Below are 21,284 nucleotides of genomic sequence, written 5' to 3'. Positions count from 1 at the left end.
TCGTTACCCCTATGCTTGCCGGGTGGCGGTCAGGTCGCGGGCTTCGCGGCGATACGGCACGCTGCTGGCAATGTCCCAGGTCGCGCCATCAAAAAGGATGCGGTCTAGCGGCGTGATCGTCGCCGCAATGCTATCTTCACGGATGCGGAAGGTGGCGGTCAGCGTCGCGCTTTCCTGCGCTGCGACCCGCCGTTCCTGTCCGGTCCCGTAGGTAATCTTGGCCCAAGGCTGGACGATCTGGGTCCACGTCTCGACCTCGCCGCCGTAATCGTCGGAGGTGACCGTCCTGCGCTCGATCGAGATACGCCGATCGCGTGGGCCTGCGCTCACACCAGCACCGGGCGATAATTGCCGATCAGCGATTCAACGCCGAACGGCAGAGGTGCCAGATTGCCGGCGGTCGCCTCCCGGTTCGCGTCCCAATTCCCTGCCAGCAGCAGCGCGGCTACCAGCAGGTCCTCAGGCACGTCCTCCGGGTCGGAATAGCCCGCTTCATAGGTGGCAGTAGCGCCGGGGTAGATGGTATTGGTCAGCGTGTCGCCGATCACGACGCCGGCCTCGGTCTGCGCCACACCGTCACCGGTCCATGCGACCGTGACAGTCCCGCGATCGGGGCCATACAGCAGCCGGCCGTTATAAAGCGGCTGCGTGACTTCGCGGCGGGTGAAAAGCACACCGGTCTGACCCTCGATATGCCGAACCGCCGCGCGCAGCGCGACGCCCAGCAGCACATCCTCGTCATTCGACGTGACGCGCAGCCAGTCCTTCAGCAGGTCGAGGGTCAGGGGGGTCATTTTGCGCCCTTGTTCGCGGGCTTTGAGGCCGGCTTGACAGCGCCGCCGCTGGCGCTGGTGTAGCCGCCGTCGTTCACACTGCTCGGCTTCTGGCCAAAAGTGTGCTCGATAGCAGGCGCGGCCGCTTTCGGCTCATCGCCTTCCAGCGATAGCGCGCCGGTTGTGACGAGCGATGCTGCATCCGCTTCGGTCATTTCACGGGTGTCGCCGCGTGCGTAATCACGACCGTCGCCATGCATTGCGCGATGGACGGTGTAGGTTTTCTTGTCGGCCATGCGGGGCCTCCCGGTTGCGGGGGCGCATTACACGCCCCCGACAGGTCATGCGTTGGCGAACGCACCGTCAACGAAGGCTTCCGGGCGATACACGGTGAGGGCAAGCCGCTCCTCCGCGAGCACGGTCACCATATTGCGCCGAAAATTATCACCGTCCTCAGTCGAGACGAGCACACCCGACTGTTCGCGGTCGAACAGCTGCGCGCCCATCCGCCAGGCGCCAACGGTGAATTCGCCCACCGTCTGCGCCATCGACGGCACGACCGGCAGGCCCCACAGTGTCGGCGACAGCGTGCCCTGGGGGTTGCCAATGAGATACCGGCCCTCGCCATCCTTCATCATTTCGATGATGGCCCAGTCGATCGGGTGCAGCACCTGACCATCGGCAGGGTAAAGTGCCAGAGCTACCTGCAACTGCGCGATACGCAGTTTGTCGATCATCGAAGGCGCAGCGAAGCCGGTGAGGCCAGCTGGCACGGCGTAATCCGCCGCCTGCGGCTTGATGCCCGCCAGATTCTGCCCGGTGCCATCGCCCTTGAGCAGCTGCACATCCTCGACGAACGCGAGGCCGTAGCGCAGGCGGTTGTCGATCATTGACCGCAGGCCCGGAGCGTCCGACAGAATTTCAGCCGAGGCCAAGAACCAGTGCGCGATCTTGCGAACCGGCGCGTTCTTCAGGTCGTACTTCAGGGTCGATTCCGGCTTCAGCGTGCCTTCCGCGACCATGCCGGCGTTGTTGGTGAACCCGGTCTCCTGAACGTATTCGATCGACGACGAGCTGGTCTGGCCGGGCGCGATCAGGTTGCGGATGGTCAACTGCCGGTCGGGCAGGTTCATCATCGGCGACTGCACACGTTCCGGGCGCACCAGATCGCCCGCCGAACCGTTTGCGTCGGTCGTCAGCGACGTAATCGCCTTGACCTCGATGCCGACATTCTGGCCCTGACGAGCGCCGCTACCGAAAGCCGCCTTGTAGGCATCGCTGTCGATGTACTGCTGCCCGATCGACTTGGTTTCCGCATCGCCGCCCGCACCGCCGCGCCGCGCCATCTTCTGTTCTAGCTCGTCGAGCCGCGACTTGGCCTCGTTCATGCCGGTCAGCGCCTGATCGGCCAGTTCCTTGGCGGTCGTCGACATGGGAATGCCACGCTCGGCTTCAGCAAGCGCCTTCTCGGCAATCTGCTTCACCTCGTCGTGCTTCTTGTCGAACGCGGCCTTTGCCTCGGTCGCCAGTTGCTCGGCGGTCTTGCCGCCGCCGTGCCCATCGGGCGAGCGCATATAGCGCCCCTTGGCGCGTTCGGCAGCGGTCATCGCGCACAGGGCCACAGCCCCCGCGAACAGGGTGTGCTTTCGCATCGGTAGTTCCTTCGGAAAAGGTTGGGTCAGCCAACCGCCATTGCGGACCAGAAGGCCAGGGCTGGGTCGATCGCCTTCGCCTCGGGTTCCCCCCGAAGATGCGGCGTGCAGGCAGCGGCCATTGCCGCTGCCTTGGTCCGAGAAAATCCGGCGTCCCGCAGGAAGTCCTCAAGATCGCGGACGGTCGGCATGTCACCGGCGCCCAGAATGTCCTTGAACCCGGTGATCCGGGTCCGGTTGTTCATCGGCACCGTCACGAGCGAAATTTCATGCAGCCCGAGCTTTAGCAGGTGGCGGGACTTGCCCTCGAACCGGCGCTCCTTGGTGATGAACCCCATCGATAGGCCGGTAATGATGCCGGCACGAACGTCATCGCGCGCTTCGCGCCCAGCCGCCGAAGTGGAGAATCGGCCCTTGACGTGCAGACCCTCGAGGCGGTCGTCGAAATCTGTCCAGACACCGACTGGCCGCTTGCGGTCGTGGTGCATGAGCATCGGGAGGCTTTTGCGCTCCTCTAGATCGACCGCGCCACGCACGACCACATCGCCGCCATGGTCCACGTCTCCATACCCGATCGCCAGCCCTTCGATATTACCGTCGCTATCGATCGATTTGGCGTCGAGTACGAAGTCCAGCTCGTCCATAGCCTCACCTTTCTCCGGGGTCGATCGCGTCGACCGTGCCGTCGTCGTCGTGATCCTTGAGGAAGGCCGGGCGTGGCACGCCGCCCTGCGATTGGCCGGTCAGAATTTCTTCAGCCGTCATTGGTACTGCCCCGGCGACATTCATCCGAGCACGGTGCGCGGCAATACGCTCTTCCGGGGTCATGCGATCATCGGTCATTGAGCCTTCTCCGGTGTGCCGTTCTGCGTCAGGGATACGTCTTGCATTTGGACCATAATCGTATCGCCGCCTTCGACAGGAGCCAGCCCCTCCAGAGCGCGAATTTCGTTGCGCGTCATGAACTGCTTCATGATCTGGTAGTATGTGGCCCGACCTTGGCTGTCGGCGCGCAGAAACGCTTCGACGTTGAACTCGATCGACACGCCCGCCTTGCGTTCGTTTTGCGTAAGCAACTGCTTTTCCAGCGCGCCTTCGATGCGCTTGAGACGCTTACGCATCTTGAACTTCAGCAGGGATAGCGTCTGGTTTGCGATGCTGCTGCCAAGAAAGCTGTTGCCTGCCGTATGGCCGACCAAGTGGGGATCGACTTCAAAGACACGGCAGATTTCCTCCAGCGAGAACTGGCGGCTTTCGAGCATCTGCGCGGCTTCTGGCGTAATCGAGAGAGACTGCCATGTTAGCCCGTTGTCCAGCAGCATCGGCCGACCGGCGTTGACAGCACCTACGAATTTTTCCTGTAACAACCGCTCTGCTTCGAGCCGCTGCTCCGGCTTTAACGGCTTATCAGTTGAGAGCGTGCCAGAAGGTCGCGCCCCGTTGCTGAACGTAGCCCGCGCCGCGTTTTCAGCCGAAAGGGCTGACGAAAACGTGCCGCGGCAAGCATCAAGCGGCGATACACCGCCTAGCGGCCCACCGCCGAAGCCCCGAATATGCAGCACCTTTTCTTGCGGCTCGTCATGCCGGGTGCCATCCGCCTCCCACACGTAACGCAAGCTACCGTCGCGCTGGCGGGTAACAGTAACCAGATGCGGCGGGATAGGTGAGAGCGCCACCACCGCCCCGTCTGCGCGTTTGATAATCTCCGCGTAGGCATTGCCGCGAAGCTCGATCGCCGCGACCATGTACTCCCAAAAGTCAAAAGCGGACTGGTCGTAATTTGGGCTGCGCAACAGCCAGAACAGGGGGTGGTCGCGATCCTCGATCGGTACACCCATCGGTCCCGGCCGGTAAATCGTCAGCGGCAAACCGGCGATATTGCCTGCCCAGAAAGAGACACAAGCCCAAGTCGACGCCAGCCCGGTAGCGGCCTGCGCGTTCGCTGTACCAGTGTCGCTCGCGCGCTCAGTGGTGATCGTGCCCGTGCGCACGTTGTCGCCATCCTGCGCGCCGACAGGCCACCCAAGAAAGGCGAAGGTGTTCGACCAGAACCCCATTACGCGGCCCTGAGACTGGCAAGCCAGTCGTCGACGCCAGTGGTCTTCGGCATTGCCATAGCCACCCCCAACGCCATCGCCAACGCCACGGCGGCGTCGATCTTGCCCGCTGCGCGCTCTTTCGCCAGCCAGCGGTTTTCCCAGCGATCCTCGTCAGTAACCGCCGTCATCATCGCCGAAATCAGCACCGGGTTGCGCCGCAGCCTTATCCGGCCCTCCAACAGCGCTTCTTCCAAAGCGCGCAGCGATCCTGGCATCCACAGGCCCTCAGGCTCGCGACCTTCGGCCTCAGCGGCATCTTTCATGTCCGCAGTCGGCTTGCCCTTTTTGGTGCCGCCTTGGGGATGCTCGACGAAATTGATACTCAGCCCGAGCTTCTGCACTTCCTCTTCGAACCGGCGGAACGCGTAGCGGTCGTAGCCGACCATGCCGACGTCGAAATCCCGGTCATCGTCAGCCAGTGACTGCGCCACATGGTCAAAGCGGATGCTCTGGCCCTTGGGCGCGTTCAGATAGCCCTCGCGTGCCCAGACCTCGTAGGGTGCCTTGTCGCGATCCGACCGCGCCTTGATCGTGTCTCCCGGCGTCCACGCCTCGATCCATGCATCATACGTCGGTTTGTTGACCGCAACACGCTGTCCGTCGACCTCGACTTCGACCGGAATGCTGCCCGTTTCGACGACACTCGCCTTAGCCGTAATGTCGCGGCTCTGCGAAAGGTCGATGCCTTGCGCGATCCGTTTGCCGTGGTGGATCACCGGGTCGAAGTCGGCAAGGCATGGTTCAAGAACCTCACGGCTCATCCATGCCGTGTCAGCCTCGGTCCAAACGCAGAAATGCAACCGGAGGATGTTATTCAGCTTGCCCGGTAGCGCCTTCGCCTGCGCCACCACGCCAGCCAGATACTCTTCGGTCAGGATCGTGCCCAGCAGCGGGTTCGCCTTGGCCCAGCACGTCGGGTCCTCAAGCGGGTCATCGCCGGGATCAAGGCTGCACACGAAGGAAAATGTCGTGTCGTCGATCGGCTCGCCGACATAGGCGAAGGTATCGCCCGGTGTCAGCGTGCCCGCCGCGACCTTTACCGCGTGTTCGTGTTCCTCATAGCAGATCGACTGGCGGTCGGTGCCGCTGTTCGTAATCATCAGCAGCAGCGGCTGCCGGCGAAACTTGAAGCCGCGCTCGATCATCTCCACCGCGTCGCGGTTCGGGTGCTCGTGCAGCTCGTCGGCAAGGCCGATATGGGGCCTAAGCCCCGATCCGGACTTCCCCGCCGATTTGCTCAGGGGGCGGAAAAACGACCCCTTCGGCAACCAAGCCATGTTATAGACCCGACCCGGCCCGCCGCTTGGCGTGATCCGCGATGACAGGTCCGGCGACTGCTCCATCATCGACACAGCGTCGTTGAACAGGATTTTCGCCTGATCTCGATGCGCCGCGACCGCGTAAATCTCCGCGCCCGGCTCGTCGTCCGCCATCATGCCGTACAGGCCGATACCACCAGCGAACGGCGACTTACCGTTACCCTTGCCCTCTTCGATGTAAGCCCGCCGGAAGCGCCGCGTGCCATCAGCCCGCTGCCATCCGAAGAGGCTGCCCAACTTGAAGGCTTGGCTCGGGTGCAGGAGGAACGGCTTGCCCTCGAACTGCCCGCCGTTCAGCCGCAACTTCTGCTCGTAGAAGCGGATGACCCGATCCGCCTTCTCGACCGAATACCACAGACCGCGCTCATGACCGCGCTCCAGATCGTCAAGGTGGCGACGACAGGCATTACGAACATGCGGACCAGCGACAAACTTCCCCGCCAGCACGTCGCGCGCGTATTGCGTAGCCCGGTCAGCTATCGCCGAAAAACTCGTCGCGCTCCTTTTCGTCATCAGGCAACGCCACCTTACTGCGATCGGCCGGCGACCCGCCCAGCTTGCTCAGGATCGACTGGAGCATTGAGAGGGCAGTCACGCCCACGTCCTCGCCAGCCAACAGCCTGCCGCGCACGCTCGACGCGATTTCGACCAGCGCGCGATCCGATTCCATCAGCCACGGCAGCTCGCGGCGAAACCCTTCCCATGCCTGCTGACCGCTCAGGTCGAGGAACGGCGAGGGCTTGCCAAGCGCAGACGATTTCGGCTCGCTGCGGCCTTTGTGGCGCCCTGGGTGAAGCTGATCCGCCCCGGTCGCCTTAGCCTTCGCCGCTGGCGTTCGTGGGTGGGCCATGTGGTTGAACTCTCAAGTGGCAGCGCGTGAATTTAGGTTTGCCGTCGGTGTCCAGCCCGAAAGGCCCCAGACTTCTCAACACCCCCCCGGTCAGGGCAGGGGCCACCCGTCGAGGCCGATGGCGACCTGCTGCCTCTGCCCTAGGTCCACCCTCGTCTTCGCGTCGTGGCAGGGCTCACAGAGGCTCTGGGCGTTGCTGTCGTCGTCGGTGCCGCCATTCACCAGCGCGACGATGTGATCCACCCGCGTCGCCGCGACGATGATGCCCTTGCTTCGGCAGATGCGGCACGTAGGTTCAGCGGTCAGGCGACGCTTGCGCTGGGCAGCCCCTGCCCTGCCTCGTAAGCGTGCCGCCATCGTTCCCCCGCGCGAACAGTGCCGACCGCTCTGCTAACGCTTGCTGCTGTGTCGCGTCGGATGATCGGCGGGGCCGGCTAGGCCGGATGCGAAAAGAGCCGCGACCTTTCGGGCGCAGCTCTTGATCTTGTCGCTTTGCGTAGCTGAATCGTTACCCTTGGTCAAGAGCGTCGATCAGTCGTTTGATGAGATTGATATGGTCCGACCTATCAAACACCGCGAATAGCTGGTCGTCGTCGAACAGCCCGTCCCTGCCCTCAATGTCTAGGTCGATTGCCTTGGCCTCGCCAGCAACCATCGCATCGTAAGCCTGTATCCATCGTTCGCTGTCGTCCGCGCCCTCGACATCCCCGATCAGCCGTTGCTCGTAGAAGTCGTTGCCGGTTGTCTCACCCTTCAAGGTCAGTGGCCCAAAGCCGTAGCAGTTCGGGGTGTCGGCTTTCGCGAATAAGGTGCCGGCGGGCATTGCGAGAAATGTGGCTCGATCGACGATCCTCATGCCCGCTCCTGCGCCATGTGAGATACCTTCAGATGCTGCACCAGCACGTCGAGATTCCGCCTGATCTGCGCCATGCTGCGCATGAACGTCGCGCCTTTGTAGCGAGGTAGGTCGTCGTGCAGCAAGAACCGATCCATGAAGCCCCATTCGGTCATCGGCATCTCGTCACGCGCACGCCGCCACCGCTCCCTCGCCCGCACCTGCGCCTCCTGACGCGGCAGCCCATACCCGAAGTCCCCAGGATGCGTCCCTGCGCCCGTATGCTCGCCATAGGACGCCACGACCCGCATCACAGTGGCACCACGCGCATATTGCTCGCGATACCAGTTCCCAGCGAACCACTGCGCCTGATCGATCGCATGGGACTTGTGCAGCCGGTCCAGATGCGACGACCGGAACTTGCGCACCAACGGGGTCCGCTCGCCTGCCCGGTCAATGATCCCGGCCGACAGTTCATGATCACCATGCGCCAGACGCTGCGGTGTCGCATCCTCGCCGCTCGGGCAAGGCACACGCACCGGACGCGGCTTCTTCTTCATCGCTTTGCCCATGTCACCTATTCCTCCATGCGTTGAGATAGTCGCGGGCGTGATCCGCGCGGATGCCGTAACCTTGGGCCAGTGCGGCTGGGTCGCGCGAGGGCAGCTTCCCGGCCAGCATGTCGACGATGAACCGGGTAAGCGGCGACATCAGGCCGAAACCCTCCCACCTTGCATCTTCCGCTTACAAACGGACGCGCAATAGGCCTTGTGCCCCGGAGCATTCATGTTCTCGCGCTGCGTGCCCCAGCGGAGGTTATCAGGCCGATTGTTCAGGGCATTTTCATCCAGATGCAGAACCACTGAACTCTCCGAGGGTGGTAGACCATGGAACGCCTCGCAAACCGCGCGATGAACCTTGATGTTGCCGAATATCCGGTTGGAAATGCCGAGATATTCGTGAGCTGCGCCTTTCTTGGCACGACGTACGCAACCAAATGTTGGCTCAGGAATGTATGTCCGGTAGCCGCCGTTTGGCAGCGGTGCCGAACGAGGAGGCAATAGGATTTGCCCCACGTCGCTGACCATCACGCCCGGCAGGCTAGGCACCGGCTTCCATACCGCCGGCATCAAAAAGGAACCTCGTCCGAAAGGTCGTCACCTCCGAAGCTATTGCCGCCGAAGCCGCCGCCCTGGTTGCTCTTGCCGGCCGACTGATGACTGCTGGCCTCCCGCTGCGTCGAGCCGCGCTGCTGTCCGCTATCGTTGCCCGGTCCATCCAACATCGTCAGAACGCTATTGAAGCCCTGCAACACGATCTCAGTGCTGTACTTGTCCTGGCCCTGCTGGTCCTGCCACTTCCGCGTCTGCAACTGGCCCTCGATATAGACCTTCGAACCTTTACGCAGAAACCGCTCGGCGACGTTGGCGAGGCCTTCGTTGAAGATCGCGACCGAATGCCACTCGGTCTTTTCCTTACGCTCACCGGACTGCTTGTCCTTCCAGTTTTCCGACGTGGCGATGCGGAGGTTCACGACCTTGCCGCCATTCTGGAACGATTTGCTTTCGGGGTCCCGGCCGAGATTGCCGACGAGGATTACCTTGTTCACGCTGCCTGCCATTTTCAGCCTCCGTTGATCAGGTTGGCGATCCGCTCAGCCTTATTTTCGGTGACGTAGATCGTCCCGCCGAAGATGGTCGTGATCGTCACGAACGAGCCTTCATCCCGTAGGCTGATGATGTGATCGGGGTTGACCCAGACCGGTCCTTCCTTGGTCTGCAATTTCATCATTCGTCGTCTCCCTAATTTCCCGGCCCGCCGCCCCAGAAGGCGGGGCCGGGTAGGTACGTAGTACCTAGCTATTTAACCTCCGCAGTTTCGCCGCTACTTCCGCAGCTACTTCCGCAATTGAATCAGCCACTTAGCGAAATGGCCAAACCTACTTCCGCACTACTTCCGCAACCTACTTCCGCACTACTTCCGCAAGCAATTTCAATGGGTTAGCAAAATCAGCGGTTTACTTCCGCACTACTTCCGCAAGGCTGATCGGGCCATTTTTTGACCCGCAGACCCATCATTTTGCTGTTCGAATTGCGCTGTTCGCTCACGATGATTTCGGCCGCTCCCCACGCCTTCAACTGCGCCGAGGCGGCAGCGCGGCTCATCTTGAACCGCTGCTGGAGCCACGTGCCGATGAAGCGTTCCGATGCGATGTGCGACGCGCTGAAGGGATTCCCTTCCCGCCACCGCCGATCGATTTCGGTGAGTGCGTACCAGGCATGTTGATCGCTGAATTGGTGGCCCACGGGAGCGCCGCCCTCTGCCTTTGGCGGGAGGACGAACGTGCCGTTTTTCCACATGAAACCAATCTCGGTGCCCTTGCGAGCGTAGTTGGCTTTCTCGTTGCGAAGGACGCGATAGTCGGGGTCGGTGACCACGCCATCCTCGTTCTTCGGGGTTTCAAGGAACAGGCGCGATCGCACCTGGTTTTCCCACGCGGTCGATCCCGAGTAGGAGTCGCCGGCCTTGTTGGGAAAGCCCACGATGATGACCGCACCGTCGATATCGCGCGCCATGGCGTTAGCGAGATTGACGAAGGCGGCGACCTCGGAACGGGCGTTCTCGTTGCCGGTGAACATGTGGCTGGTGTTATCCAGCACGATCAGCCGGACGCCCAAGGCGATCGCGGTCTGAACAATTTCGCGGTAGCGCTTAGCCGTTACCAGCGTGCGCTTTTCGTCGAAGGTGCAAAGCTCGTTGCCCATCTCGCCGTAGAGGCTGAGCAGATGGACATGCCCGCGCGTAGCGCTGAGCGACATTTCCAAGCCGTCGCAGATTGCCTGCTGGCGACGATGCAGCTCGTCGTTGTCATCTTCGCACGTGATGTAGAGGGTCGGGCAGCGGTCGACGCGGATGCCGAGGAAATCGACGCCCATCCCCGCACAGGTGCAGAGCAACTGAGACACCAGCGACTTGCCCGCCGCGCCCGCGCCGGTCAGCAGCGTGGCTTGGTGGTTCGGGACAAGGCCCTCCACTTTCCATTCGCGCTCAGGGGGCTTTTTGCCATGCCAATCCGCTGGCGACAGAACCGCAAGGGGAAGCGGGCTGCGCTCGGCAAACACAGCTGCCACATCATCCAGCCCGTAATGCCCGGCCTGGTCGTTGAAGTCGGTGCCGTCCGCGCCTTGCAGGTCCGGCAGCGCTACACGGCCACCAACCGCATCCGACGCCGCCTGTGCCTCGTCGACGCCATTCACATCGGCTGCGATGACGATCGCGCGCCCCGGGTAGCGCTTGGCTGCCAGTTCGGCGGTGCGCTTCAACGCGCCCTTGCTGAAGCCGATCACGACAAGATGACCGGTTGCCATCTGCACGGTCGCGCCGGTCGCGAAGCCCTCCGCGATCACGACCGGGCCGTCCTTGGCATCGCCGATCGTGAACGTGCCGCCCTTCACCGGGGCGCCGGCATGAAACAGCTTCTTGCCGCCAGCCTCGGGCGGGATCGACTGAACGGAGGCGATCAACCCCTGCTCGTCGAAGATCGGCACCAGCAGATTGTCGCCTTCCCGCCGGCAGCCATATGGCGCGACGTTCTTGCGGGTCAGATAGGCGTTATCCGTACCGTCGACAGGCAACGCGCGCTGCCAGCGGCTCCGGGCACCCTGCACAGCGTCCTGCGCGTGCTTGGCCTGAGCCGCCTCACGCTGGCGCATTTCCTGTGCGCGGCGCTGTTGATCGATCTCGTCGAGCACCGGTGCGTTGCCGCCGGTCAGATAGCGGATTGCACCCGAAATGCTGGTGCGCTGCGTGCCAGCCACGAAGTCGAGCACGTCACCATGCGCGCCGCATCCGAAGCAATGGTAGGTCTGGTCTTTGTAGAGGACCAGCGAGGGCGTCTTGTCGGCGTGGAAAGGGCAGCACGCGACCTTGTTCGCACCCGACCGGCGCAGCTGCACGACCTTGGCGACCACCGTTTCCAGCGGATAGTCGCGGCGGATCGCATCGAAATCTATCGCCATGCTCATGCCGTCTCTAGCTGGTTAGCGGTGATCATCAGGAAGGCGTCGTCACGCGAGATGCACTCGGCAGCGCCCGCCGCGACGATCAGCGCCTTGCGGGCTTCGGCATCCCGGCAGCGATCGACGAGAGATTGCAGCGCGGCCAGATGCGCGGGGATCGTGAAGGCGGGCGGGACGAGCTTCATTGCAGCCCCCGGACGGGTGCGCCCCATTCGAGGAACAGCGACAACGCGAACTCCGGCGTCCGAACGCAGGCGACGCGAAAGCCGCGCTCGAGCATAGCGTTGCCCCACTCAATTTGATTGTCGCTCAGGTCGCCCTTGCCGTCCTTCCATTCGAGGAAGGCAATGCCGTGGTTCCAGGCATAGTGCTCGTCGAACACACCAGCGGTCAGCCCTTCGCGCTTCGACTGCGCCTGCGCCTTCAGCCCACGCTTGCCAGCGTTCGGCACGCCCCACGACGTGACAGACGGGCCTTGGTAGCGCAGCAGTTTGCGGAACCCAGACTGCCGCGTAGCCTCGCTATCGCGCGCCTTGTCCTTCGGCTCGACCGGGAACAGCGGCTTGGGCGCTGCATCGCAAGCAAGGGCGGCCCACGCGCTCACAGCAGGCCGGCCTTGCGCATCTCGGCGCGGGCAACGTCGACCGTCACGTCATAGCGCTCGGCGATCGTCTCGACCGTCTCCTTGGCGATCATGTGCGGCCGCCCCATGTTGAGGTAGCGCACCACGTCGAGGCGCTTGTCCTCGCGCGTGCGGGCCTTCGGGACGCGGGCGTAGCGGTCGACACGCATCAGTACCGGCTCGCCAGATCGCGCTCATGGCGCAGTCGCATTTGCAGCTGGTGCGTCGCCACCTCGCGCCGTGCTGCGGCAGGCGTGCCGGCGACTTCCGCCTCGATAATTGCTCGCGCTTCGGCGGCAGGAATCCGCTTCGACCGAATTAGGCGCCGATATTCCTCGCGCCGGTCAGCGGGGCACCAGCTAAGCCACGTCGCGGATGCCGATCGCCCGCGTTTCGCACGCGCTTCAGGCGAATGCGTGCGGGCCTGCACGTCGGGGCGGGACAGCACAGTAACGCGCTGGCGGATGCCATGCAGCCGGCGGGCTTCCTGCTGCTCCGGGGTCAGCTTCTCATGCAGGGTGACGGCCCTTCTGACGAGTGCAGCCCGATAGTCTGGATCGCGCGCCAGCTTGGCATGAATGCCAGCCTTGCGCTTTTCCGCCGTCGCCGGACAGGCATTGACGCGCTTGATGGTGCAGGTGCGACAGCGGCCCGACACATTGCGCCGACCGAGCGCGGTGCCGCAGTCCAAGCAGCCGGTCATGCCACACCGCCCAGGCGATAGCCTTCGCTGCGATAGGCATGCGGGTGGGTGTCGATCGCGACGCCCTTGCGACGCATATGGCCGATCTGGACATAGATGCCGTGCCGGCTCGAACGCTTGCTGACGGCGACGGCAATGTCCTTGGCGCGCGTCCATGCAGCACCGCGACTGGTGAGGAAGTCGACGATGCGCTGTTGCTGACGGGTGAGGCTCATGCTGCCACCCGCTTGTCATGCTCGTCGACAATCGACTGCATCTGGGGGATCAGCGGCCGGAACAGCGTCGCCAGCACCGCGGTATCAATGTGGCAGCGCTTGCCATCCGCTATCAACCGCAGAAATTCCGTCACGCTGTTCGACAGCGCGCCGACCAGTGCCATGTCGTTGGCAGCATCTGCGACCTTCGGCGTGGCGGTCAGGCCGTAGATCGCCAGCACGTCGTTCAGCGCGGTCTTGTCGATCGCGAGCGCGCCCGCTGCTAGATGCAGCTCGGGCATCGTGTCACCGGCCATCCAGCGGCCGAGTGTTTTCGGCTCGACCTCCAGGCGATCGGCACAGGCACCCTTGCCACCAGCAGCGGTGACAGCGCGCGACAGCCCGGACGCAAACGCATCGGACACCTGCGACTTGCCAGCGGGGCGCTTTTGGACAGACGCGCCGCTCATGCTACCGTATCCGATCCGTCGACATGATTACGCAAATTACGCAATTCGATCGCAAGCCGGACGCGCCGGACCAGCGAGCAAGCGCAGCCGAAGATGCTGAGCGCGACGACGGCAATGCCGAATGCCAGCGCGATGTTAAGGAGGACGGTCATCTACTGTACCTCGCTGTGTGGGGTGTGGGGCGGGCGCTGGGCGGTCGACTCAAAGAGGTCCGACTGGTCTGGCGTGCGGGGCGTCCACACATGCGCGCACGGTTCAGGCGCAAAAATGATCCTGCCGTGGTCGTGCCCGACGACACGATGCAGGACGCCCGTATCTCGACAATACGGGCAGTCTGGTACGACGCGGCTCACCGATCCGCCCCGCGTTCGCGACGGGGGGAGGGAGTGGTGCTTTCGGGGAGAGCGGTTGCGCCACCCTCCCCGTCCGCTATCGTCGTGCTGCAACACACCGACGAAAGGATAGGCCACCCATGGAGGTCCAAGTCACAGGACACATCCCGGTCACGGGCGACTGCGGTCACAAATTCGACGTACCGATCACTGGGATGGAAGACGACTTCGCATGTCCCGAGTGCGGTCATGTCGACCGTTTCACGCCCGAGCAGATTGCTGGCTTCAAGGCGGAGATCACGAAAGCCGCTGGCGCTCACGTCACCGATGAAGTCCGGAAAATCTGGAACGAGAGCCTGCGGAAATCCACCGCTGGGAACAAGCACATCAAATACCGACCGGGCTGAGGCTAACGCCGCATCCAGCCATGCTTGCTCGATCGCGATACGAAGGGGGTGCGTGACGGTTGCCATCTTACGCATCCCCTTCAGACGGCTTGTCGCCGCCGAACACGTAGTGACAGAACAGGTACGGCAGGACGCAGCTTGCCATACCGATCGCGACACCTTGCGCGTAAACCGTGAAGCCGAGCGCCTGCGTCGCAATGCGAATGCCGACCATCAGCAAGCTGAAGAACAACATCAGTCCAATGAGAATTGCAGCCAGCAGAACCCAGAACCGCAGATCAAATCGACACTTCATGCCGACACCTGCGCACGGCGACGGGGCTGGTACGGCTCAATCGCTTCCAGCGTCTTGATCTGCTCATCGGTCAGACCGTCAATCGACGGATGCCGCCAACCAATCGCCCGCATTATGTGGATCGCCAGCGGGCGCGAAGGCGACCGTTTGCCGTTAATGATTTCGCTGGCGTAGGATTTAGCGATGCCCGCCTTGCCTGCCAGTTCCATGGTGCCGGGGGTGCTTGTCATGCCATCTTGTTCGCACATTACGAACATTCAGACAAGCGCTAAAGTTCGCACTGTGCGAGCCGACGTGAAACCGAAACGGACGTATTATGCGAACATGGCACGTCGAGGTCTTCCCAAGGGTGCGCCCTGGTATCTGGTCGAGTGGATGGACGCGGTTGGCTTGAACCAGCGTGGCGCACAGGCGCGCATGATGGAGCTGACCGGTTGGTCGAAGGCCACCATGAACCAGCTTTATAACGGCAAGCAGAACTTCAATCCGGAGATATTGGAAACGGCGGCGGTTGCGTTGCACGTCGAGCCGTTCGAACTACTGATCCCGCCGGAGCGTGCCATGGCTTTGCGGTCGTTCCGCGATACCGCCGCGCTTGTCGCTAAGTCTGTGCCGGCAGTTGATAAATCCATTGACATGAAACCCAACGTGGAACGAACCGGCACCGATGGGTGAGAAGACTACTGCGCTATATGGCGTCGCTGTCTGGACGTTCCTTGCGCTTTTGGTCGCCCCGATCGTCCTAACCGCCCTGCAAGCATATCAATGGCTGCGCTATGGCGAGTGGCCAGCGTGGACCGGTGAATGGCTGTTCGGCGTCGTGCAAACTGACTGGATCGGCTTTGATCGCGCGATAAACTGGATCCTTTCGCAGCAGTTTTCGGTGCTTTCGATCGTCTGCGCTTGCCTACTCGTTTGGGTGATGACACTCGGCGAAAAATAAAAGTTCGTAATTAGCGAACAAACCGCTTGCCCTTAGGTTCGTAATGTGCGAACCATCTCCCATCAGCCGCACACCGCGGCACCGCTTCGGCGGGATGTGGGAGACGACAAGTGGGTGTTCCCCAGAATAGCGACGGCCTGCCCGTTGGCTACGAGCTTGAACAGGACATCGACGGCGACTGGGTGCTGATCCCGCCTGCCGACGTGACGATTTTCTCGATGCCCGGCGAAGGCTGGCTTGTCGCCGGCTACTACATGAACGGGCGCGACTGGGACTCGCGCGCAGACGTCGTGGCTGCATGTCGCGATTACCTTGCCGCACAGGTGTCCGCATGACCCCGGCGGATGGCGGGGCGGCGGACCTCGAATATCTGTGCGCTGCGATCATGGGATGGCTTGTCAAGCATCCTGACGATCATCGCCGCCTAACGGAGGCCGTCACCAGTGGCGTGGTCATCGCCATGTCAGAACTCAACAGCCAGCGCGCACGTGCAGATCAGGCGATGCTTGCCGCCCTGTCACTCTGCGACGGAAGGCGGCTCCCGTCAGACATGCGGACCATCCTTTACCAGCGCATCGCAAAGGCAATCAACGAGGGGTCTGCGTCTCCGGTAGAACGGCGAGCGCTTTCGCTAGCGCGAGGTGAGCAGCCATGAACGCCCCAGCGTTCCGCATCACCCCTGCCCTATGCGAAGCCGCCGACGACCGAGACGCGCGTGCAGGCAAGCTGACGCAGGCTCAGGCAATGATGATCGTCGCGCAGCAGCGTGGCCCGCGTCCGATCGTCCGTGTGCCCGTCAGTACGACCTACAGCGGCCTGTCGAAGGAAGCGCGCTTCGATGAAGCGATGCGCATGTTCGACGGCATCACCGCCCGCGAGGAATGGGACCGTGCCGTCAAGCGCGTGCTGGCCTGCCCCGTCGCGGCATCGGTCGACCACATGCACGCAATCGCCGCTGGTGAGCGCCGTAGCACCGCCCGTGACGCAGACAAGGAGGATTGAGATATGTCCGCCGAACAGATGAAGCGTGACGGCATCAAGCGCCTGCACGCATGGTCGAAGCCGAGAAGCATCGGCTACGCAACTGTCCAAGATCATATCGAGCGCCCGAAGTGTGGCTGCTGCCATATCGTGGCGTCCTATACGACGCCGATCGGTCCGCGTTGCTTCACGCACGCCACCGAGTACGCTGCCAAAAGGCAGGCTGACCGTGAAGCAGCCGCCCGCGCCGCCATCGCCAAAGCGACCGGAGCCGGGGCATGACGGGCTGGAACCACGAACCGCTCGCCAAGGCATACTACGCCCTTGGACAGGAGCGGACCCGTGTCGTGCAGCCCGCCGATAGCCCGATCGACGACGCGCTTCGACAGGCAATGGACCTGACCGAGGAAGCCGACGAACTCCTGAAGGGGATCGCAGCATGATACCCGAAAGCACGAACCGGGCGGGGATGACCTTCATCGACGGCGCGCCCCTGCATGTGCCGAACCTCGAAGCGTACTGGCGCGACAGCCGGCCCTTCGAAACCGAACGCCGCCGCGAGCAGGCCCGCATCGATGCCCTGTTCGCCCCCCATGATGCCCGCGTCCGCGCTGAGCGTGAAGCTCGCTGGGCCGCTGAGGAGAACCGCAATGTTTGATGTTGGTGATCTGGTCGTGTGTGTGGATGCGCACAGTCCTGCCAAGTACACCCCGACCATGACGCCGGGGGCGGTTGCGGCAGCACTAGGGTATCTGCGTCAGGGTGCTTACTACCGGATTTCAGCGATGCCCGACGCTCATCTTTGCCGGCTAGAGGGTGATATTTGGCCACCGCGAGATTTGGGTGGTTATGTTACCCGTCGCTTCCGCAAGATCGACGCGCCCGACACCGAAGTCTCGCGCTTGATCCGTGCCCGCAAGCCTGTCCGTGAAGGCCAGCCCGCATGACCGCGCCCGTATCGCAGGTGCTGAGCGAGGCGGCTGATCTGCTGGAGAAGCCGGGGGCTTGGACGCAGAAGGCTTTCGCGCGGAATGGCAGGGGGCAAAGCACGGGGCCGCTAGCGGCGAGTGACACTCCTGTTTGCTGGTGCGTGATGGGCGCGACTTGCGTTGCCGGCGAAGAAGGCGACGAAGGCCAAGCGGCGGACGATTTCCTGCGGGAATTTCTCGGCGTCCCTGATTTGGGGGCGTGGAACGACGACCCTGCCCGCACTCAGCCCGAAGTAGTCGACGCCCTCCGCCGCGCTGCCGCTCTCGCCAAGGAGCAACAGGCATGATCGAGCACCAGCACGCGCACTGGTCGCGGCTGTCCGCCACCCCGCACGCCGTCCGTCGTGAAGCCGAGCGCCGGTGCCAGGGGATGCCGATGGCGGACGAGCGTGGGGGGATCACGCCTGCGCAGAAGCTGGAAAGCCTCGCGGTCTGCGGCATTTTCGGCACCGGCATGGCGTGGGCGATCTTCAACCCGCTCGCCGGCTTTATCACCGGCCTGACCATGACGGCTGTATGCCTCACGGTCTGGGTGCAGATGCGGAGGGACCGCTGATGGACGACGCAGCGTTCCGCCAATCGGTGGTCGGTGCGGCTGAGGTCGCGGCCCTGTTCGACGCCAGCCCTTGGGTCACGCGGTACGAGCTGTACCACCGCAAGCGCGGTACGATCGCGACGCCCGACTTCAATGCGGTGGTCGACGGCAAGCCCGAGAACGAGCGCGTCTATTTCGGCGTGAAGCTGGAGCCGATCGTGATCGAAGCGGCCTGTGAGCGCTGGGGTTATGTGCCCGAGCCGACGCCGGAACGCCTGACCAACGGCAAAGGGCTGGGCGGGCATCCTGACCGGATCGTCATCTGTCCCCAACGCGGGCGTGGCATTCTGGAGGTCAAGACTGCCGACTGGCTGGTTGTGAAAGGATGGGGCGAGGAGCCGCCGCTGAATTACCTGCTGCAATCGCAGGTCTATGCGGGCCTTGCTGGCGTCGCATGGGCGGACCTTATCGTGCTGGTCGGCGGCAACGAATTGCGCCGGTTCCAGTACGAGGCGCGCCCGGCCCTGTTCGCTGAGATCGAACGCCGTGTCGCTACCTTCTGGGACGATGTGCGCGAAGGCCACGAACCACCGGTCGATTACACTCGCGACGGCAAGGCGCTGGTCGAAGTGCTGGGCGATCCGACCGAGGAATTGGCGGACCTGCGCGATGACCTGACCGCCGAACAGTGGGCGATCGACTTCGCCGCCGGGAAGGCAATGCGAGACGCGGGCGAGGCGCAGATGGAAGCCGCCAAGACGCGGCTGATCGAGCGCATCGGCACTGCCGGCAAGGCCCTGCTGCCGTCGTTCCGGCTCGCCGCCAACCGCCCCAAGGACACGCCCGATCGCGTCGCGAAAGAGGGCGAAATCATCAAGGGGCGGCGGGGCTACCGACGCTTCGATTTGAAGGAGATCGCAGCGTGACGAACATGAAGAATGCGATGCGGCCCTATGATCCGCAGCGCGCGGACCACGCTCTCAAGATGGAGCGGAAGCTGATCGACCGAGACGCAAGCCCCCGCCGCCTCGCCCGTGCAGACCGAGCCGCAAACGCGGCGATGATCCCCTTCTAAAGGAACTGAACCATGGCTACCCAATTGGCAGAACGCCGCGTCCACCCCGTCGAAGCCTTCCGTCAGGCGCTCGACACGCGGGTCAGCGAAATCAAGATGGCTCTCCCGACCCATATCAGCGTCGACAAGTTCCGGCGGGTGGCGACGACCGCCGTTCAGACAAATCCCGACCTGCTCGACGGGTCGAAGGTTGAGCGCGCCTCGCTGTTCACGGCACTGGTCCGCGCGGCGCAGGACGGCTTGCTGCCCGATGGCCGCGAAGGCGCGATCGTGCCGTTCAAGGGCAAGGCGCAGTGGATGCCGATGGTCGCGGGCATCATGCAGAAGGTGCGCCGGTCGGGCGAGGTCGCGTCGTGGGACGTAGCTGCGGTCTATGAGAAGGACCAGTTCGAACGCCTGCTGGGCGACGATCAGCGCATTTTCCACAAGCCCCACGAAGAAGGCGACCCCGGCAAGGTCATCGGCGCCTACAGCATCGTGACGTTCAAGGACGGCACCAAGAGCCGCGACTACATGCCGTGGTGGCGGATCGAGAAGGCGAAGAACCAGGGGCGCGGCGGTGGCAGTCTCATGTGGACGACCTTCCAAGACGAAGGCGCGATCAAGACGGTCATCCGGCACCACGCCAAACGGCTTCCGCAGGCGACCGACATTGAGGCGATGTTCGAACGCGACGAGACTATGCCGACCGACGAGGAACGGGTCGCCATGACGCCGGTCCAGCCTGTTTCGCGCCTCGACGCCCTCGAACAGCACATCGCCAACGACGGCACCTACGATCCAGTCGACAATCCCACCGCCGCCGAGAAACGCGACGACGCCGACATGGGCGAAGATACGCGGGATGGCGAGTGATGGACCGCAAGAAGCTGGCCGCCGCCGTTGCCGAAGCCGAGCGCTTCATCGCGCGGGCGAAAGCACTGCCCGCACCTGTCGAGCGCCAATACTACCACGGGGGCGGAAGCTACGTCGATGACGGCTTCCCGCCCAAGGATGGAGGCGCGATTCGCCGGGCCAGCATGGATCTTACCCGGTCGCTCGCTGATCTGCGACGCCCCGCCTAACCCCCGCAAGATACGGAGAAGATGATGACGAAGTTCGCAGTCGGTGATCCGGTGGAATGGACCACCAGCAACACGCGCAAGATCGGTGAAATCGTGGCGGTCGTACCGGGTGGCCAAAAGCCCGCTCAGGTCGGCTTCCCGAAGGCTGGCGGCGGCGGCTTGGGTCGCGATCATGAAAGCTATGTCGTGATGGGCCGCAAGACCGATAGCCGGGGTGCCTACTACGGTTCGGCTGCGGTGTACTGGCCCCCGGTCAGCACCATCAAGGCGTATTCCTGATGTTCGGCCTCATGCGGGTCCGCACCCATGACGCGGAGATGGCCAAGGTCCGGGCGGAGCGCGATCAGGCGAACACGGACAAGCGGACTGTGGGCGCGGCGTTGTCCGAGGCCATCAGCGAACGGGACAGCCTGTTCGCGATGCTCAAGACATCGACCGTTCGCGGTGAGCGTGGGCGCATGGTTCGCTGGGTCGATACTGGGCTGGGTCGCTTCTGGACGCAGACCATTGACCCCACTGCCCTCCCCACACCCCCGGAGACGACGGCATGACCGATCGGAGCAAGCTGCTGGCGCTGGCCAGCGAGGTCGCGAACGGCGAGGGCGAGGACAACGCGCTCGACGTGCAGGTCGAGGTCGCCCTGTTCGAGCCGTGCAAGACGTGGGCATCTGCCCGCCCCAATCATGCCGGAACCAAGGTGATCTACACCGATCGCAAGGGCTGCGACATGACCCATTGGGCACCGGACTGGACCCGCAACCGCAGCCAGACGGTCCGTGATTTGCGCGCCCAAGCGGAGGCATTGGCATGACGCGGGAACAGAAGGCGATTAAGTCGCTGTGCAAGACGGTCGGCACATATGAGGAAGTGATGAACTCCCCCATCGCCGATCAACTGTTGTTCCCTGTGGGCGACATCGTAGCCGCCATGCTCGCCTTCGCCGACGCAGAAGCCGCAGCCATGCGCGAGCGGGCGGCTATCGCAGCACGGGACGCGATGTGCGATCAAGAATGGCCTCCGACTGACGGCGATCGTCAGATTGACGAGGTGCTTGCCGCAATCCGCGCCTTGCCGGCGACGGGGGAGGTGGGGCGTGTTTAGGCGGGCGTTCGAACAGGCCATCGCGG

46 protein-coding genes are annotated in these 21,284 nt (G+C 63.3%); 20 read left to right on the top strand and 26 right to left on the bottom strand.

Annotated features, from left to right (window positions below):
• Window positions 1-9: 9 nt before the first annotated feature.
• The 24 genes from ASE67_RS02620 to ASE67_RS18050 all read right to left on the bottom strand — a co-directional run bounded on the left by ASE67_RS02620 (window position 10) and on the right by ASE67_RS18050 (window position 13,688).
• A complete protein-coding gene (locus tag ASE67_RS02620; protein WP_055756492.1) occupies window positions 10-330 on the bottom strand; it encodes a phage head closure protein in 321 nt (106 codons plus the stop codon).
• A complete protein-coding gene (locus ASE67_RS02615; protein WP_055756490.1) occupies window positions 327-794 on the bottom strand; it encodes a head-tail connector protein in 468 nt (155 codons plus the stop codon). The genes ASE67_RS02620 and ASE67_RS02615 overlap by 4 nt, the downstream gene beginning before the upstream one ends.
• A complete protein-coding gene (locus tag ASE67_RS02610) occupies window positions 791-1,069 on the bottom strand; it encodes a hypothetical protein (protein WP_055756488.1) in 279 nt (92 codons plus the stop codon). The genes ASE67_RS02615 and ASE67_RS02610 overlap by 4 nt, the downstream gene beginning before the upstream one ends.
• 45 nt (window positions 1,070-1,114) lie before the next feature.
• The gene (locus ASE67_RS02605; protein ID WP_055756485.1) at window positions 1,115-2,425 is read right to left on the bottom strand and encodes a phage major capsid protein; all 1,311 of its coding nucleotides are present in this window, start codon (window positions 2,423-2,425) and stop codon (window positions 1,115-1,117) included.
• A 26-nt stretch (window positions 2,426-2,451) separates the two neighbouring features.
• On the bottom strand, window positions 2,452-3,069 hold the full coding sequence (locus ASE67_RS02600; RefSeq protein WP_055756483.1) for an HK97 family phage prohead protease: 618 nt from the start codon (window positions 3,067-3,069) through the stop codon (window positions 2,452-2,454).
• A gap of 4 nt (window positions 3,070-3,073) precedes the next feature.
• Window positions 3,074-3,268, bottom strand: coding sequence for a hypothetical protein (locus tag ASE67_RS18070; RefSeq protein WP_156348478.1), 195 nt, complete (start codon window positions 3,266-3,268; stop codon window positions 3,074-3,076).
• Window positions 3,265-4,482: a phage portal protein gene (locus ASE67_RS02595; RefSeq protein WP_082456898.1), complete on the bottom strand. Its 1,218-nt coding sequence runs from the start codon at window positions 4,480-4,482 to the stop codon at window positions 3,265-3,267. The genes ASE67_RS18070 and ASE67_RS02595 overlap by 4 nt, the downstream gene beginning before the upstream one ends.
• Window positions 4,482-6,356: a terminase large subunit gene (locus ASE67_RS02590; RefSeq protein ID WP_082456897.1), complete on the bottom strand. Its 1,875-nt coding sequence runs from the start codon at window positions 6,354-6,356 to the stop codon at window positions 4,482-4,484. The genes ASE67_RS02595 and ASE67_RS02590 overlap by 1 nt, the downstream gene beginning before the upstream one ends.
• Window positions 6,316-6,693: a hypothetical protein gene (locus tag ASE67_RS18065; RefSeq protein ID WP_156348477.1), complete on the bottom strand. Its 378-nt coding sequence runs from the start codon at window positions 6,691-6,693 to the stop codon at window positions 6,316-6,318. Before ASE67_RS18065 ends, ASE67_RS02590 begins: the two co-directional genes overlap by 41 nt.
• A 90-nt stretch (window positions 6,694-6,783) precedes the next feature.
• Window positions 6,784-7,050, bottom strand: a complete 267-nt coding sequence (locus ASE67_RS18825; RefSeq protein WP_055756477.1) for an HNH endonuclease signature motif containing protein — start codon at window positions 7,048-7,050, stop codon at window positions 6,784-6,786.
• Between the two features lie 151 nt (window positions 7,051-7,201).
• Entirely contained in the window at window positions 7,202-7,549 is a 348-nt protein-coding gene (locus ASE67_RS02575) for a hypothetical protein (protein ID WP_055756475.1), read from the bottom strand.
• A complete protein-coding gene (locus ASE67_RS02570; protein WP_055756473.1) occupies window positions 7,546-8,100 on the bottom strand; it encodes a hypothetical protein in 555 nt (184 codons plus the stop codon). Before ASE67_RS02570 ends, ASE67_RS02575 begins: the two co-directional genes overlap by 4 nt.
• A gap of 1 nt (window position 8,101) precedes the next feature.
• Window positions 8,102-8,239, bottom strand: coding sequence for a hypothetical protein (locus ASE67_RS18060; RefSeq protein WP_156348476.1), 138 nt, complete (start codon window positions 8,237-8,239; stop codon window positions 8,102-8,104).
• On the bottom strand, window positions 8,239-8,658 hold the full coding sequence (locus ASE67_RS17635; protein WP_082456896.1) for an HNH endonuclease signature motif containing protein: 420 nt from the start codon (window positions 8,656-8,658) through the stop codon (window positions 8,239-8,241). The genes ASE67_RS18060 and ASE67_RS17635 overlap by 1 nt, the downstream gene beginning before the upstream one ends.
• Window positions 8,658-9,149, bottom strand: coding sequence for a single-stranded DNA-binding protein (ssb, locus tag ASE67_RS02565; protein WP_055756471.1), 492 nt, complete (start codon window positions 9,147-9,149; stop codon window positions 8,658-8,660). Before ssb ends, ASE67_RS17635 begins: the two co-directional genes overlap by 1 nt.
• A 2-nt stretch (window positions 9,150-9,151) precedes the next feature.
• Window positions 9,152-9,319 carry a hypothetical protein gene (locus tag ASE67_RS18055; protein ID WP_156348475.1) on the bottom strand — a complete coding sequence of 56 codons (168 nt, stop codon included), beginning with the start codon at window positions 9,317-9,319 and terminating at the stop codon, window positions 9,152-9,154.
• Between the two features lie 218 nt (window positions 9,320-9,537).
• Entirely contained in the window at window positions 9,538-11,547 is a 2,010-nt protein-coding gene (locus tag ASE67_RS02560) for an AAA family ATPase (RefSeq protein WP_055756469.1), read from the bottom strand.
• 2 nt (window positions 11,548-11,549) lie between these two features.
• Window positions 11,550-11,732 carry a hypothetical protein gene (locus ASE67_RS02555; protein WP_055756466.1) on the bottom strand — a complete coding sequence of 61 codons (183 nt, stop codon included), beginning with the start codon at window positions 11,730-11,732 and terminating at the stop codon, window positions 11,550-11,552.
• On the bottom strand, window positions 11,729-12,151 hold the full coding sequence (locus ASE67_RS02550) for a hypothetical protein (protein WP_055756465.1): 423 nt from the start codon (window positions 12,149-12,151) through the stop codon (window positions 11,729-11,731). Before ASE67_RS02550 ends, ASE67_RS02555 begins: the two co-directional genes overlap by 4 nt.
• Window positions 12,148-12,339 (bottom strand): hypothetical protein, encoded by a 192-nt coding sequence (locus ASE67_RS02545; RefSeq protein ID WP_055756463.1) that lies wholly within the window; start codon window positions 12,337-12,339, stop codon window positions 12,148-12,150. The genes ASE67_RS02550 and ASE67_RS02545 overlap by 4 nt, the downstream gene beginning before the upstream one ends.
• Window positions 12,339-12,872: a hypothetical protein gene (locus ASE67_RS02540; protein WP_055756461.1), complete on the bottom strand. Its 534-nt coding sequence runs from the start codon at window positions 12,870-12,872 to the stop codon at window positions 12,339-12,341. Before ASE67_RS02540 ends, ASE67_RS02545 begins: the two co-directional genes overlap by 1 nt.
• Window positions 12,869-13,087, bottom strand: coding sequence for a hypothetical protein (locus tag ASE67_RS02535; RefSeq protein ID WP_055756459.1), 219 nt, complete (start codon window positions 13,085-13,087; stop codon window positions 12,869-12,871). The genes ASE67_RS02540 and ASE67_RS02535 overlap by 4 nt, the downstream gene beginning before the upstream one ends.
• Window positions 13,084-13,536, bottom strand: coding sequence for a hypothetical protein (locus ASE67_RS02530; RefSeq protein WP_055756457.1), 453 nt, complete (start codon window positions 13,534-13,536; stop codon window positions 13,084-13,086). Before ASE67_RS02530 ends, ASE67_RS02535 begins: the two co-directional genes overlap by 4 nt.
• A complete protein-coding gene (locus ASE67_RS18050) occupies window positions 13,533-13,688 on the bottom strand; it encodes a hypothetical protein (RefSeq protein WP_156348474.1) in 156 nt (51 codons plus the stop codon). Before ASE67_RS18050 ends, ASE67_RS02530 begins: the two co-directional genes overlap by 4 nt.
• Window positions 13,689-14,008: 320 nt before the next feature.
• Here ASE67_RS18050 and ASE67_RS02525 point away from each other — a divergent pair, with 320 nt between their 5' ends.
• On the top strand, window positions 14,009-14,275 hold the full coding sequence (locus ASE67_RS02525; RefSeq protein ID WP_055756455.1) for a hypothetical protein: 267 nt from the start codon (window positions 14,009-14,011) through the stop codon (window positions 14,273-14,275).
• Between the two features lie 67 nt (window positions 14,276-14,342).
• On the opposite strand, the gene ASE67_RS02520 is transcribed toward ASE67_RS02525, so the two are convergent.
• Together ASE67_RS02520 and ASE67_RS02515 are read right to left on the bottom strand one after the other, a co-directional pair.
• On the bottom strand, window positions 14,343-14,570 hold the full coding sequence (locus ASE67_RS02520; protein ID WP_055756453.1) for a hypothetical protein: 228 nt from the start codon (window positions 14,568-14,570) through the stop codon (window positions 14,343-14,345).
• Complete coding sequence (locus ASE67_RS02515; RefSeq protein WP_156348473.1) at window positions 14,567-14,800, bottom strand: helix-turn-helix domain-containing protein; 234 nt, start codon at window positions 14,798-14,800, stop codon at window positions 14,567-14,569. The genes ASE67_RS02520 and ASE67_RS02515 overlap by 4 nt, the downstream gene beginning before the upstream one ends.
• 94 nt (window positions 14,801-14,894) lie before the next feature.
• Here ASE67_RS02515 and ASE67_RS02510 point away from each other — a divergent pair, with 94 nt between their 5' ends.
• The 19 genes from ASE67_RS02510 (at window position 14,895) to ASE67_RS02435 (ending at window position 21,258) form a co-directional block, all read left to right on the top strand.
• Window positions 14,895-15,245: a hypothetical protein gene (locus ASE67_RS02510; RefSeq protein ID WP_156348472.1), complete on the top strand. Its 351-nt coding sequence runs from the start codon at window positions 14,895-14,897 to the stop codon at window positions 15,243-15,245.
• Window positions 15,238-15,513: a hypothetical protein gene (locus tag ASE67_RS02505; RefSeq protein WP_055756447.1), complete on the top strand. Its 276-nt coding sequence runs from the start codon at window positions 15,238-15,240 to the stop codon at window positions 15,511-15,513. The genes ASE67_RS02510 and ASE67_RS02505 overlap by 8 nt, the downstream gene beginning before the upstream one ends.
• A gap of 110 nt (window positions 15,514-15,623) precedes the next feature.
• The gene (locus ASE67_RS02500; protein WP_055756445.1) at window positions 15,624-15,848 is read left to right on the top strand and encodes a hypothetical protein; all 225 of its coding nucleotides are present in this window, start codon (window positions 15,624-15,626) and stop codon (window positions 15,846-15,848) included.
• Entirely contained in the window at window positions 15,845-16,168 is a 324-nt protein-coding gene (locus ASE67_RS02495; protein ID WP_055756443.1) for a hypothetical protein, read from the top strand. The genes ASE67_RS02500 and ASE67_RS02495 overlap by 4 nt, the downstream gene beginning before the upstream one ends.
• Window positions 16,165-16,515 carry a hypothetical protein gene (locus tag ASE67_RS02490; RefSeq protein WP_156348471.1) on the top strand — a complete coding sequence of 117 codons (351 nt, stop codon included), beginning with the start codon at window positions 16,165-16,167 and terminating at the stop codon, window positions 16,513-16,515. The genes ASE67_RS02495 and ASE67_RS02490 overlap by 4 nt, the downstream gene beginning before the upstream one ends.
• A 3-nt stretch (window positions 16,516-16,518) precedes the next feature.
• On the top strand, window positions 16,519-16,776 hold the full coding sequence (locus tag ASE67_RS02485; RefSeq protein ID WP_055756439.1) for a hypothetical protein: 258 nt from the start codon (window positions 16,519-16,521) through the stop codon (window positions 16,774-16,776).
• On the top strand, window positions 16,773-16,937 hold the full coding sequence (locus tag ASE67_RS18045; RefSeq protein WP_156348470.1) for a hypothetical protein: 165 nt from the start codon (window positions 16,773-16,775) through the stop codon (window positions 16,935-16,937). The genes ASE67_RS02485 and ASE67_RS18045 overlap by 4 nt, the downstream gene beginning before the upstream one ends.
• A gap of 26 nt (window positions 16,938-16,963) precedes the next feature.
• Window positions 16,964-17,152: a hypothetical protein gene (locus ASE67_RS02480; protein WP_156348469.1), complete on the top strand. Its 189-nt coding sequence runs from the start codon at window positions 16,964-16,966 to the stop codon at window positions 17,150-17,152.
• Window positions 17,145-17,441: a hypothetical protein gene (locus ASE67_RS18040; protein ID WP_156348468.1), complete on the top strand. Its 297-nt coding sequence runs from the start codon at window positions 17,145-17,147 to the stop codon at window positions 17,439-17,441. Before ASE67_RS02480 ends, ASE67_RS18040 begins: the two co-directional genes overlap by 8 nt.
• Entirely contained in the window at window positions 17,438-17,770 is a 333-nt protein-coding gene (locus ASE67_RS02475) for a DUF6197 family protein (RefSeq protein WP_055756435.1), read from the top strand. The genes ASE67_RS18040 and ASE67_RS02475 overlap by 4 nt, the downstream gene beginning before the upstream one ends.
• Entirely contained in the window at window positions 17,767-18,039 is a 273-nt protein-coding gene (locus ASE67_RS02470) for a hypothetical protein (RefSeq protein WP_055756433.1), read from the top strand. Before ASE67_RS02475 ends, ASE67_RS02470 begins: the two co-directional genes overlap by 4 nt.
• A complete protein-coding gene (locus ASE67_RS02465; RefSeq protein WP_235511754.1) occupies window positions 18,039-18,944 on the top strand; it encodes a YqaJ viral recombinase family protein in 906 nt (301 codons plus the stop codon). Before ASE67_RS02470 ends, ASE67_RS02465 begins: the two co-directional genes overlap by 1 nt.
• Entirely contained in the window at window positions 18,941-19,093 is a 153-nt protein-coding gene (locus ASE67_RS18035) for a hypothetical protein (RefSeq protein ID WP_156348467.1), read from the top strand. Before ASE67_RS02465 ends, ASE67_RS18035 begins: the two co-directional genes overlap by 4 nt.
• 12 nt (window positions 19,094-19,105) lie before the next feature.
• The gene (locus tag ASE67_RS02460; RefSeq protein ID WP_082456894.1) at window positions 19,106-19,948 is read left to right on the top strand and encodes a recombinase RecT; all 843 of its coding nucleotides are present in this window, start codon (window positions 19,106-19,108) and stop codon (window positions 19,946-19,948) included.
• A complete protein-coding gene (locus tag ASE67_RS02455) occupies window positions 19,948-20,157 on the top strand; it encodes a hypothetical protein (RefSeq protein WP_055756426.1) in 210 nt (69 codons plus the stop codon). Before ASE67_RS02460 ends, ASE67_RS02455 begins: the two co-directional genes overlap by 1 nt.
• A 24-nt stretch (window positions 20,158-20,181) precedes the next feature.
• Window positions 20,182-20,436 (top strand): hypothetical protein, encoded by a 255-nt coding sequence (locus ASE67_RS02450; RefSeq protein ID WP_156348466.1) that lies wholly within the window; start codon window positions 20,182-20,184, stop codon window positions 20,434-20,436.
• Window positions 20,436-20,708: a hypothetical protein gene (locus tag ASE67_RS02445; RefSeq protein ID WP_055756422.1), complete on the top strand. Its 273-nt coding sequence runs from the start codon at window positions 20,436-20,438 to the stop codon at window positions 20,706-20,708. The genes ASE67_RS02450 and ASE67_RS02445 overlap by 1 nt, the downstream gene beginning before the upstream one ends.
• The gene (locus ASE67_RS02440) at window positions 20,705-20,968 is read left to right on the top strand and encodes a hypothetical protein (protein ID WP_055756420.1); all 264 of its coding nucleotides are present in this window, start codon (window positions 20,705-20,707) and stop codon (window positions 20,966-20,968) included. Before ASE67_RS02445 ends, ASE67_RS02440 begins: the two co-directional genes overlap by 4 nt.
• Entirely contained in the window at window positions 20,965-21,258 is a 294-nt protein-coding gene (locus ASE67_RS02435; RefSeq protein ID WP_055756419.1) for a hypothetical protein, read from the top strand. Before ASE67_RS02440 ends, ASE67_RS02435 begins: the two co-directional genes overlap by 4 nt.
• The last annotated feature ends 26 nt before the right edge of the window (window positions 21,259-21,284 follow it).

It is taken from the genome of Sphingomonas sp. Leaf23 (assembly GCF_001421585.1).
Taxonomy (GTDB): Bacteria; Pseudomonadota; Alphaproteobacteria; order Sphingomonadales; family Sphingomonadaceae; genus Sphingomonas.
Note: the sequence above shows the minus strand (reverse complement) of the source record. Positions and strands in the feature narration are given on the sequence as shown.

What these genes read in the sequence shown, in the direction of transcription:
- ASE67_RS18070 (WP_156348478.1), bottom strand. Translation starts at nt 3,268, where the DNA reads ATGACCGATGATCGCATGACCCCGGAAGAGCGTATTGCCGCGCACCGT.
- ASE67_RS02465 (WP_235511754.1), top strand. Translation starts at nt 18,039, where the DNA reads ATGGACGACGCAGCGTTCCGCCAATCGGTGGTCGGTGCGGCTGAGGTC.
- ASE67_RS18825 (WP_055756477.1), bottom strand. Translation starts at nt 7,050, where the DNA reads ATGGCGGCACGCTTACGAGGCAGGGCAGGGGCTGCCCAGCGCAAGCGT.
- ASE67_RS02545 (WP_055756463.1), bottom strand. Translation starts at nt 12,339, where the DNA reads ATGCGTGTCGACCGCTACGCCCGCGTCCCGAAGGCCCGCACGCGCGAG.
- ASE67_RS02480 (WP_156348469.1), top strand. Translation starts at nt 16,964, where the DNA reads ATGACCTTCATCGACGGCGCGCCCCTGCATGTGCCGAACCTCGAAGCG.
- ASE67_RS02505 (WP_055756447.1), top strand. Translation starts at nt 15,238, where the DNA reads ATGGGTGAGAAGACTACTGCGCTATATGGCGTCGCTGTCTGGACGTTC.
- ASE67_RS18040 (WP_156348468.1), top strand. Translation starts at nt 17,145, where the DNA reads ATGTTTGATGTTGGTGATCTGGTCGTGTGTGTGGATGCGCACAGTCCT.
- ASE67_RS02445 (WP_055756422.1), top strand. Translation starts at nt 20,436, where the DNA reads ATGTTCGGCCTCATGCGGGTCCGCACCCATGACGCGGAGATGGCCAAG.
- ASE67_RS02450 (WP_156348466.1), top strand. Translation starts at nt 20,182, where the DNA reads ATGACGAAGTTCGCAGTCGGTGATCCGGTGGAATGGACCACCAGCAAC.
- ASE67_RS02490 (WP_156348471.1), top strand. Translation starts at nt 16,165, where the DNA reads ATGAACGCCCCAGCGTTCCGCATCACCCCTGCCCTATGCGAAGCCGCC.
- ASE67_RS02495 (WP_055756443.1), top strand. Translation starts at nt 15,845, where the DNA reads ATGACCCCGGCGGATGGCGGGGCGGCGGACCTCGAATATCTGTGCGCT.
- ASE67_RS02615 (WP_055756490.1), bottom strand. Translation starts at nt 794, where the DNA reads ATGACCCCCCTGACCCTCGACCTGCTGAAGGACTGGCTGCGCGTCACG.
- ASE67_RS02520 (WP_055756453.1), bottom strand. Translation starts at nt 14,570, where the DNA reads ATGAAGTGTCGATTTGATCTGCGGTTCTGGGTTCTGCTGGCTGCAATT.
- ASE67_RS02610 (WP_055756488.1), bottom strand. Translation starts at nt 1,069, where the DNA reads ATGGCCGACAAGAAAACCTACACCGTCCATCGCGCAATGCATGGCGAC.
- ASE67_RS02525 (WP_055756455.1), top strand. Translation starts at nt 14,009, where the DNA reads ATGGAGGTCCAAGTCACAGGACACATCCCGGTCACGGGCGACTGCGGT.
- ASE67_RS02485 (WP_055756439.1), top strand. Translation starts at nt 16,519, where the DNA reads ATGTCCGCCGAACAGATGAAGCGTGACGGCATCAAGCGCCTGCACGCA.
- ASE67_RS02435 (WP_055756419.1), top strand. Translation starts at nt 20,965, where the DNA reads ATGACGCGGGAACAGAAGGCGATTAAGTCGCTGTGCAAGACGGTCGGC.
- ASE67_RS02560 (WP_055756469.1), bottom strand. Translation starts at nt 11,547, where the DNA reads ATGGCGATAGATTTCGATGCGATCCGCCGCGACTATCCGCTGGAAACG.
- ssb (WP_055756471.1), bottom strand. Translation starts at nt 9,149, where the DNA reads ATGGCAGGCAGCGTGAACAAGGTAATCCTCGTCGGCAATCTCGGCCGG.
- ASE67_RS02540 (WP_055756461.1), bottom strand. Translation starts at nt 12,872, where the DNA reads ATGACCGGCTGCTTGGACTGCGGCACCGCGCTCGGTCGGCGCAATGTG.
- ASE67_RS02440 (WP_055756420.1), top strand. Translation starts at nt 20,705, where the DNA reads ATGACCGATCGGAGCAAGCTGCTGGCGCTGGCCAGCGAGGTCGCGAAC.
- ASE67_RS02555 (WP_055756466.1), bottom strand. Translation starts at nt 11,732, where the DNA reads ATGAAGCTCGTCCCGCCCGCCTTCACGATCCCCGCGCATCTGGCCGCG.
- ASE67_RS18060 (WP_156348476.1), bottom strand. Translation starts at nt 8,239, where the DNA reads ATGTCGCCGCTTACCCGGTTCATCGTCGACATGCTGGCCGGGAAGCTG.
- ASE67_RS02455 (WP_055756426.1), top strand. Translation starts at nt 19,948, where the DNA reads ATGGACCGCAAGAAGCTGGCCGCCGCCGTTGCCGAAGCCGAGCGCTTC.
- ASE67_RS02590 (WP_082456897.1), bottom strand. Translation starts at nt 6,356, where the DNA reads ATGACGAAAAGGAGCGCGACGAGTTTTTCGGCGATAGCTGACCGGGCT.
- ASE67_RS02510 (WP_156348472.1), top strand. Translation starts at nt 14,895, where the DNA reads ATGGCACGTCGAGGTCTTCCCAAGGGTGCGCCCTGGTATCTGGTCGAG.
- ASE67_RS02535 (WP_055756459.1), bottom strand. Translation starts at nt 13,087, where the DNA reads ATGAGCCTCACCCGTCAGCAACAGCGCATCGTCGACTTCCTCACCAGT.
- ASE67_RS17635 (WP_082456896.1), bottom strand. Translation starts at nt 8,658, where the DNA reads ATGCCGGCGGTATGGAAGCCGGTGCCTAGCCTGCCGGGCGTGATGGTC.
- ASE67_RS02530 (WP_055756457.1), bottom strand. Translation starts at nt 13,536, where the DNA reads ATGAGCGGCGCGTCTGTCCAAAAGCGCCCCGCTGGCAAGTCGCAGGTG.
- ASE67_RS02460 (WP_082456894.1), top strand. Translation starts at nt 19,106, where the DNA reads ATGGCTACCCAATTGGCAGAACGCCGCGTCCACCCCGTCGAAGCCTTC.
- ASE67_RS18065 (WP_156348477.1), bottom strand. Translation starts at nt 6,693, where the DNA reads ATGGCCCACCCACGAACGCCAGCGGCGAAGGCTAAGGCGACCGGGGCG.
- ASE67_RS02575 (WP_055756475.1), bottom strand. Translation starts at nt 7,549, where the DNA reads ATGAGGATCGTCGATCGAGCCACATTTCTCGCAATGCCCGCCGGCACC.
- ASE67_RS02595 (WP_082456898.1), bottom strand. Translation starts at nt 4,482, where the DNA reads ATGGGGTTCTGGTCGAACACCTTCGCCTTTCTTGGGTGGCCTGTCGGC.
- ASE67_RS02475 (WP_055756435.1), top strand. Translation starts at nt 17,438, where the DNA reads ATGACCGCGCCCGTATCGCAGGTGCTGAGCGAGGCGGCTGATCTGCTG.
- ASE67_RS02605 (WP_055756485.1), bottom strand. Translation starts at nt 2,425, where the DNA reads ATGCGAAAGCACACCCTGTTCGCGGGGGCTGTGGCCCTGTGCGCGATG.
- ASE67_RS18050 (WP_156348474.1), bottom strand. Translation starts at nt 13,688, where the DNA reads ATGACCGTCCTCCTTAACATCGCGCTGGCATTCGGCATTGCCGTCGTC.
- ASE67_RS18055 (WP_156348475.1), bottom strand. Translation starts at nt 9,319, where the DNA reads ATGATGAAATTGCAGACCAAGGAAGGACCGGTCTGGGTCAACCCCGAT.
- ASE67_RS18045 (WP_156348470.1), top strand. Translation starts at nt 16,773, where the DNA reads ATGACGGGCTGGAACCACGAACCGCTCGCCAAGGCATACTACGCCCTT.
- ASE67_RS02515 (WP_156348473.1), bottom strand. Translation starts at nt 14,800, where the DNA reads ATGACAAGCACCCCCGGCACCATGGAACTGGCAGGCAAGGCGGGCATC.
- ASE67_RS02570 (WP_055756473.1), bottom strand. Translation starts at nt 8,100, where the DNA reads ATGGGCAAAGCGATGAAGAAGAAGCCGCGTCCGGTGCGTGTGCCTTGC.
- ASE67_RS02470 (WP_055756433.1), top strand. Translation starts at nt 17,767, where the DNA reads ATGATCGAGCACCAGCACGCGCACTGGTCGCGGCTGTCCGCCACCCCG.
- ASE67_RS02600 (WP_055756483.1), bottom strand. Translation starts at nt 3,069, where the DNA reads ATGGACGAGCTGGACTTCGTACTCGACGCCAAATCGATCGATAGCGAC.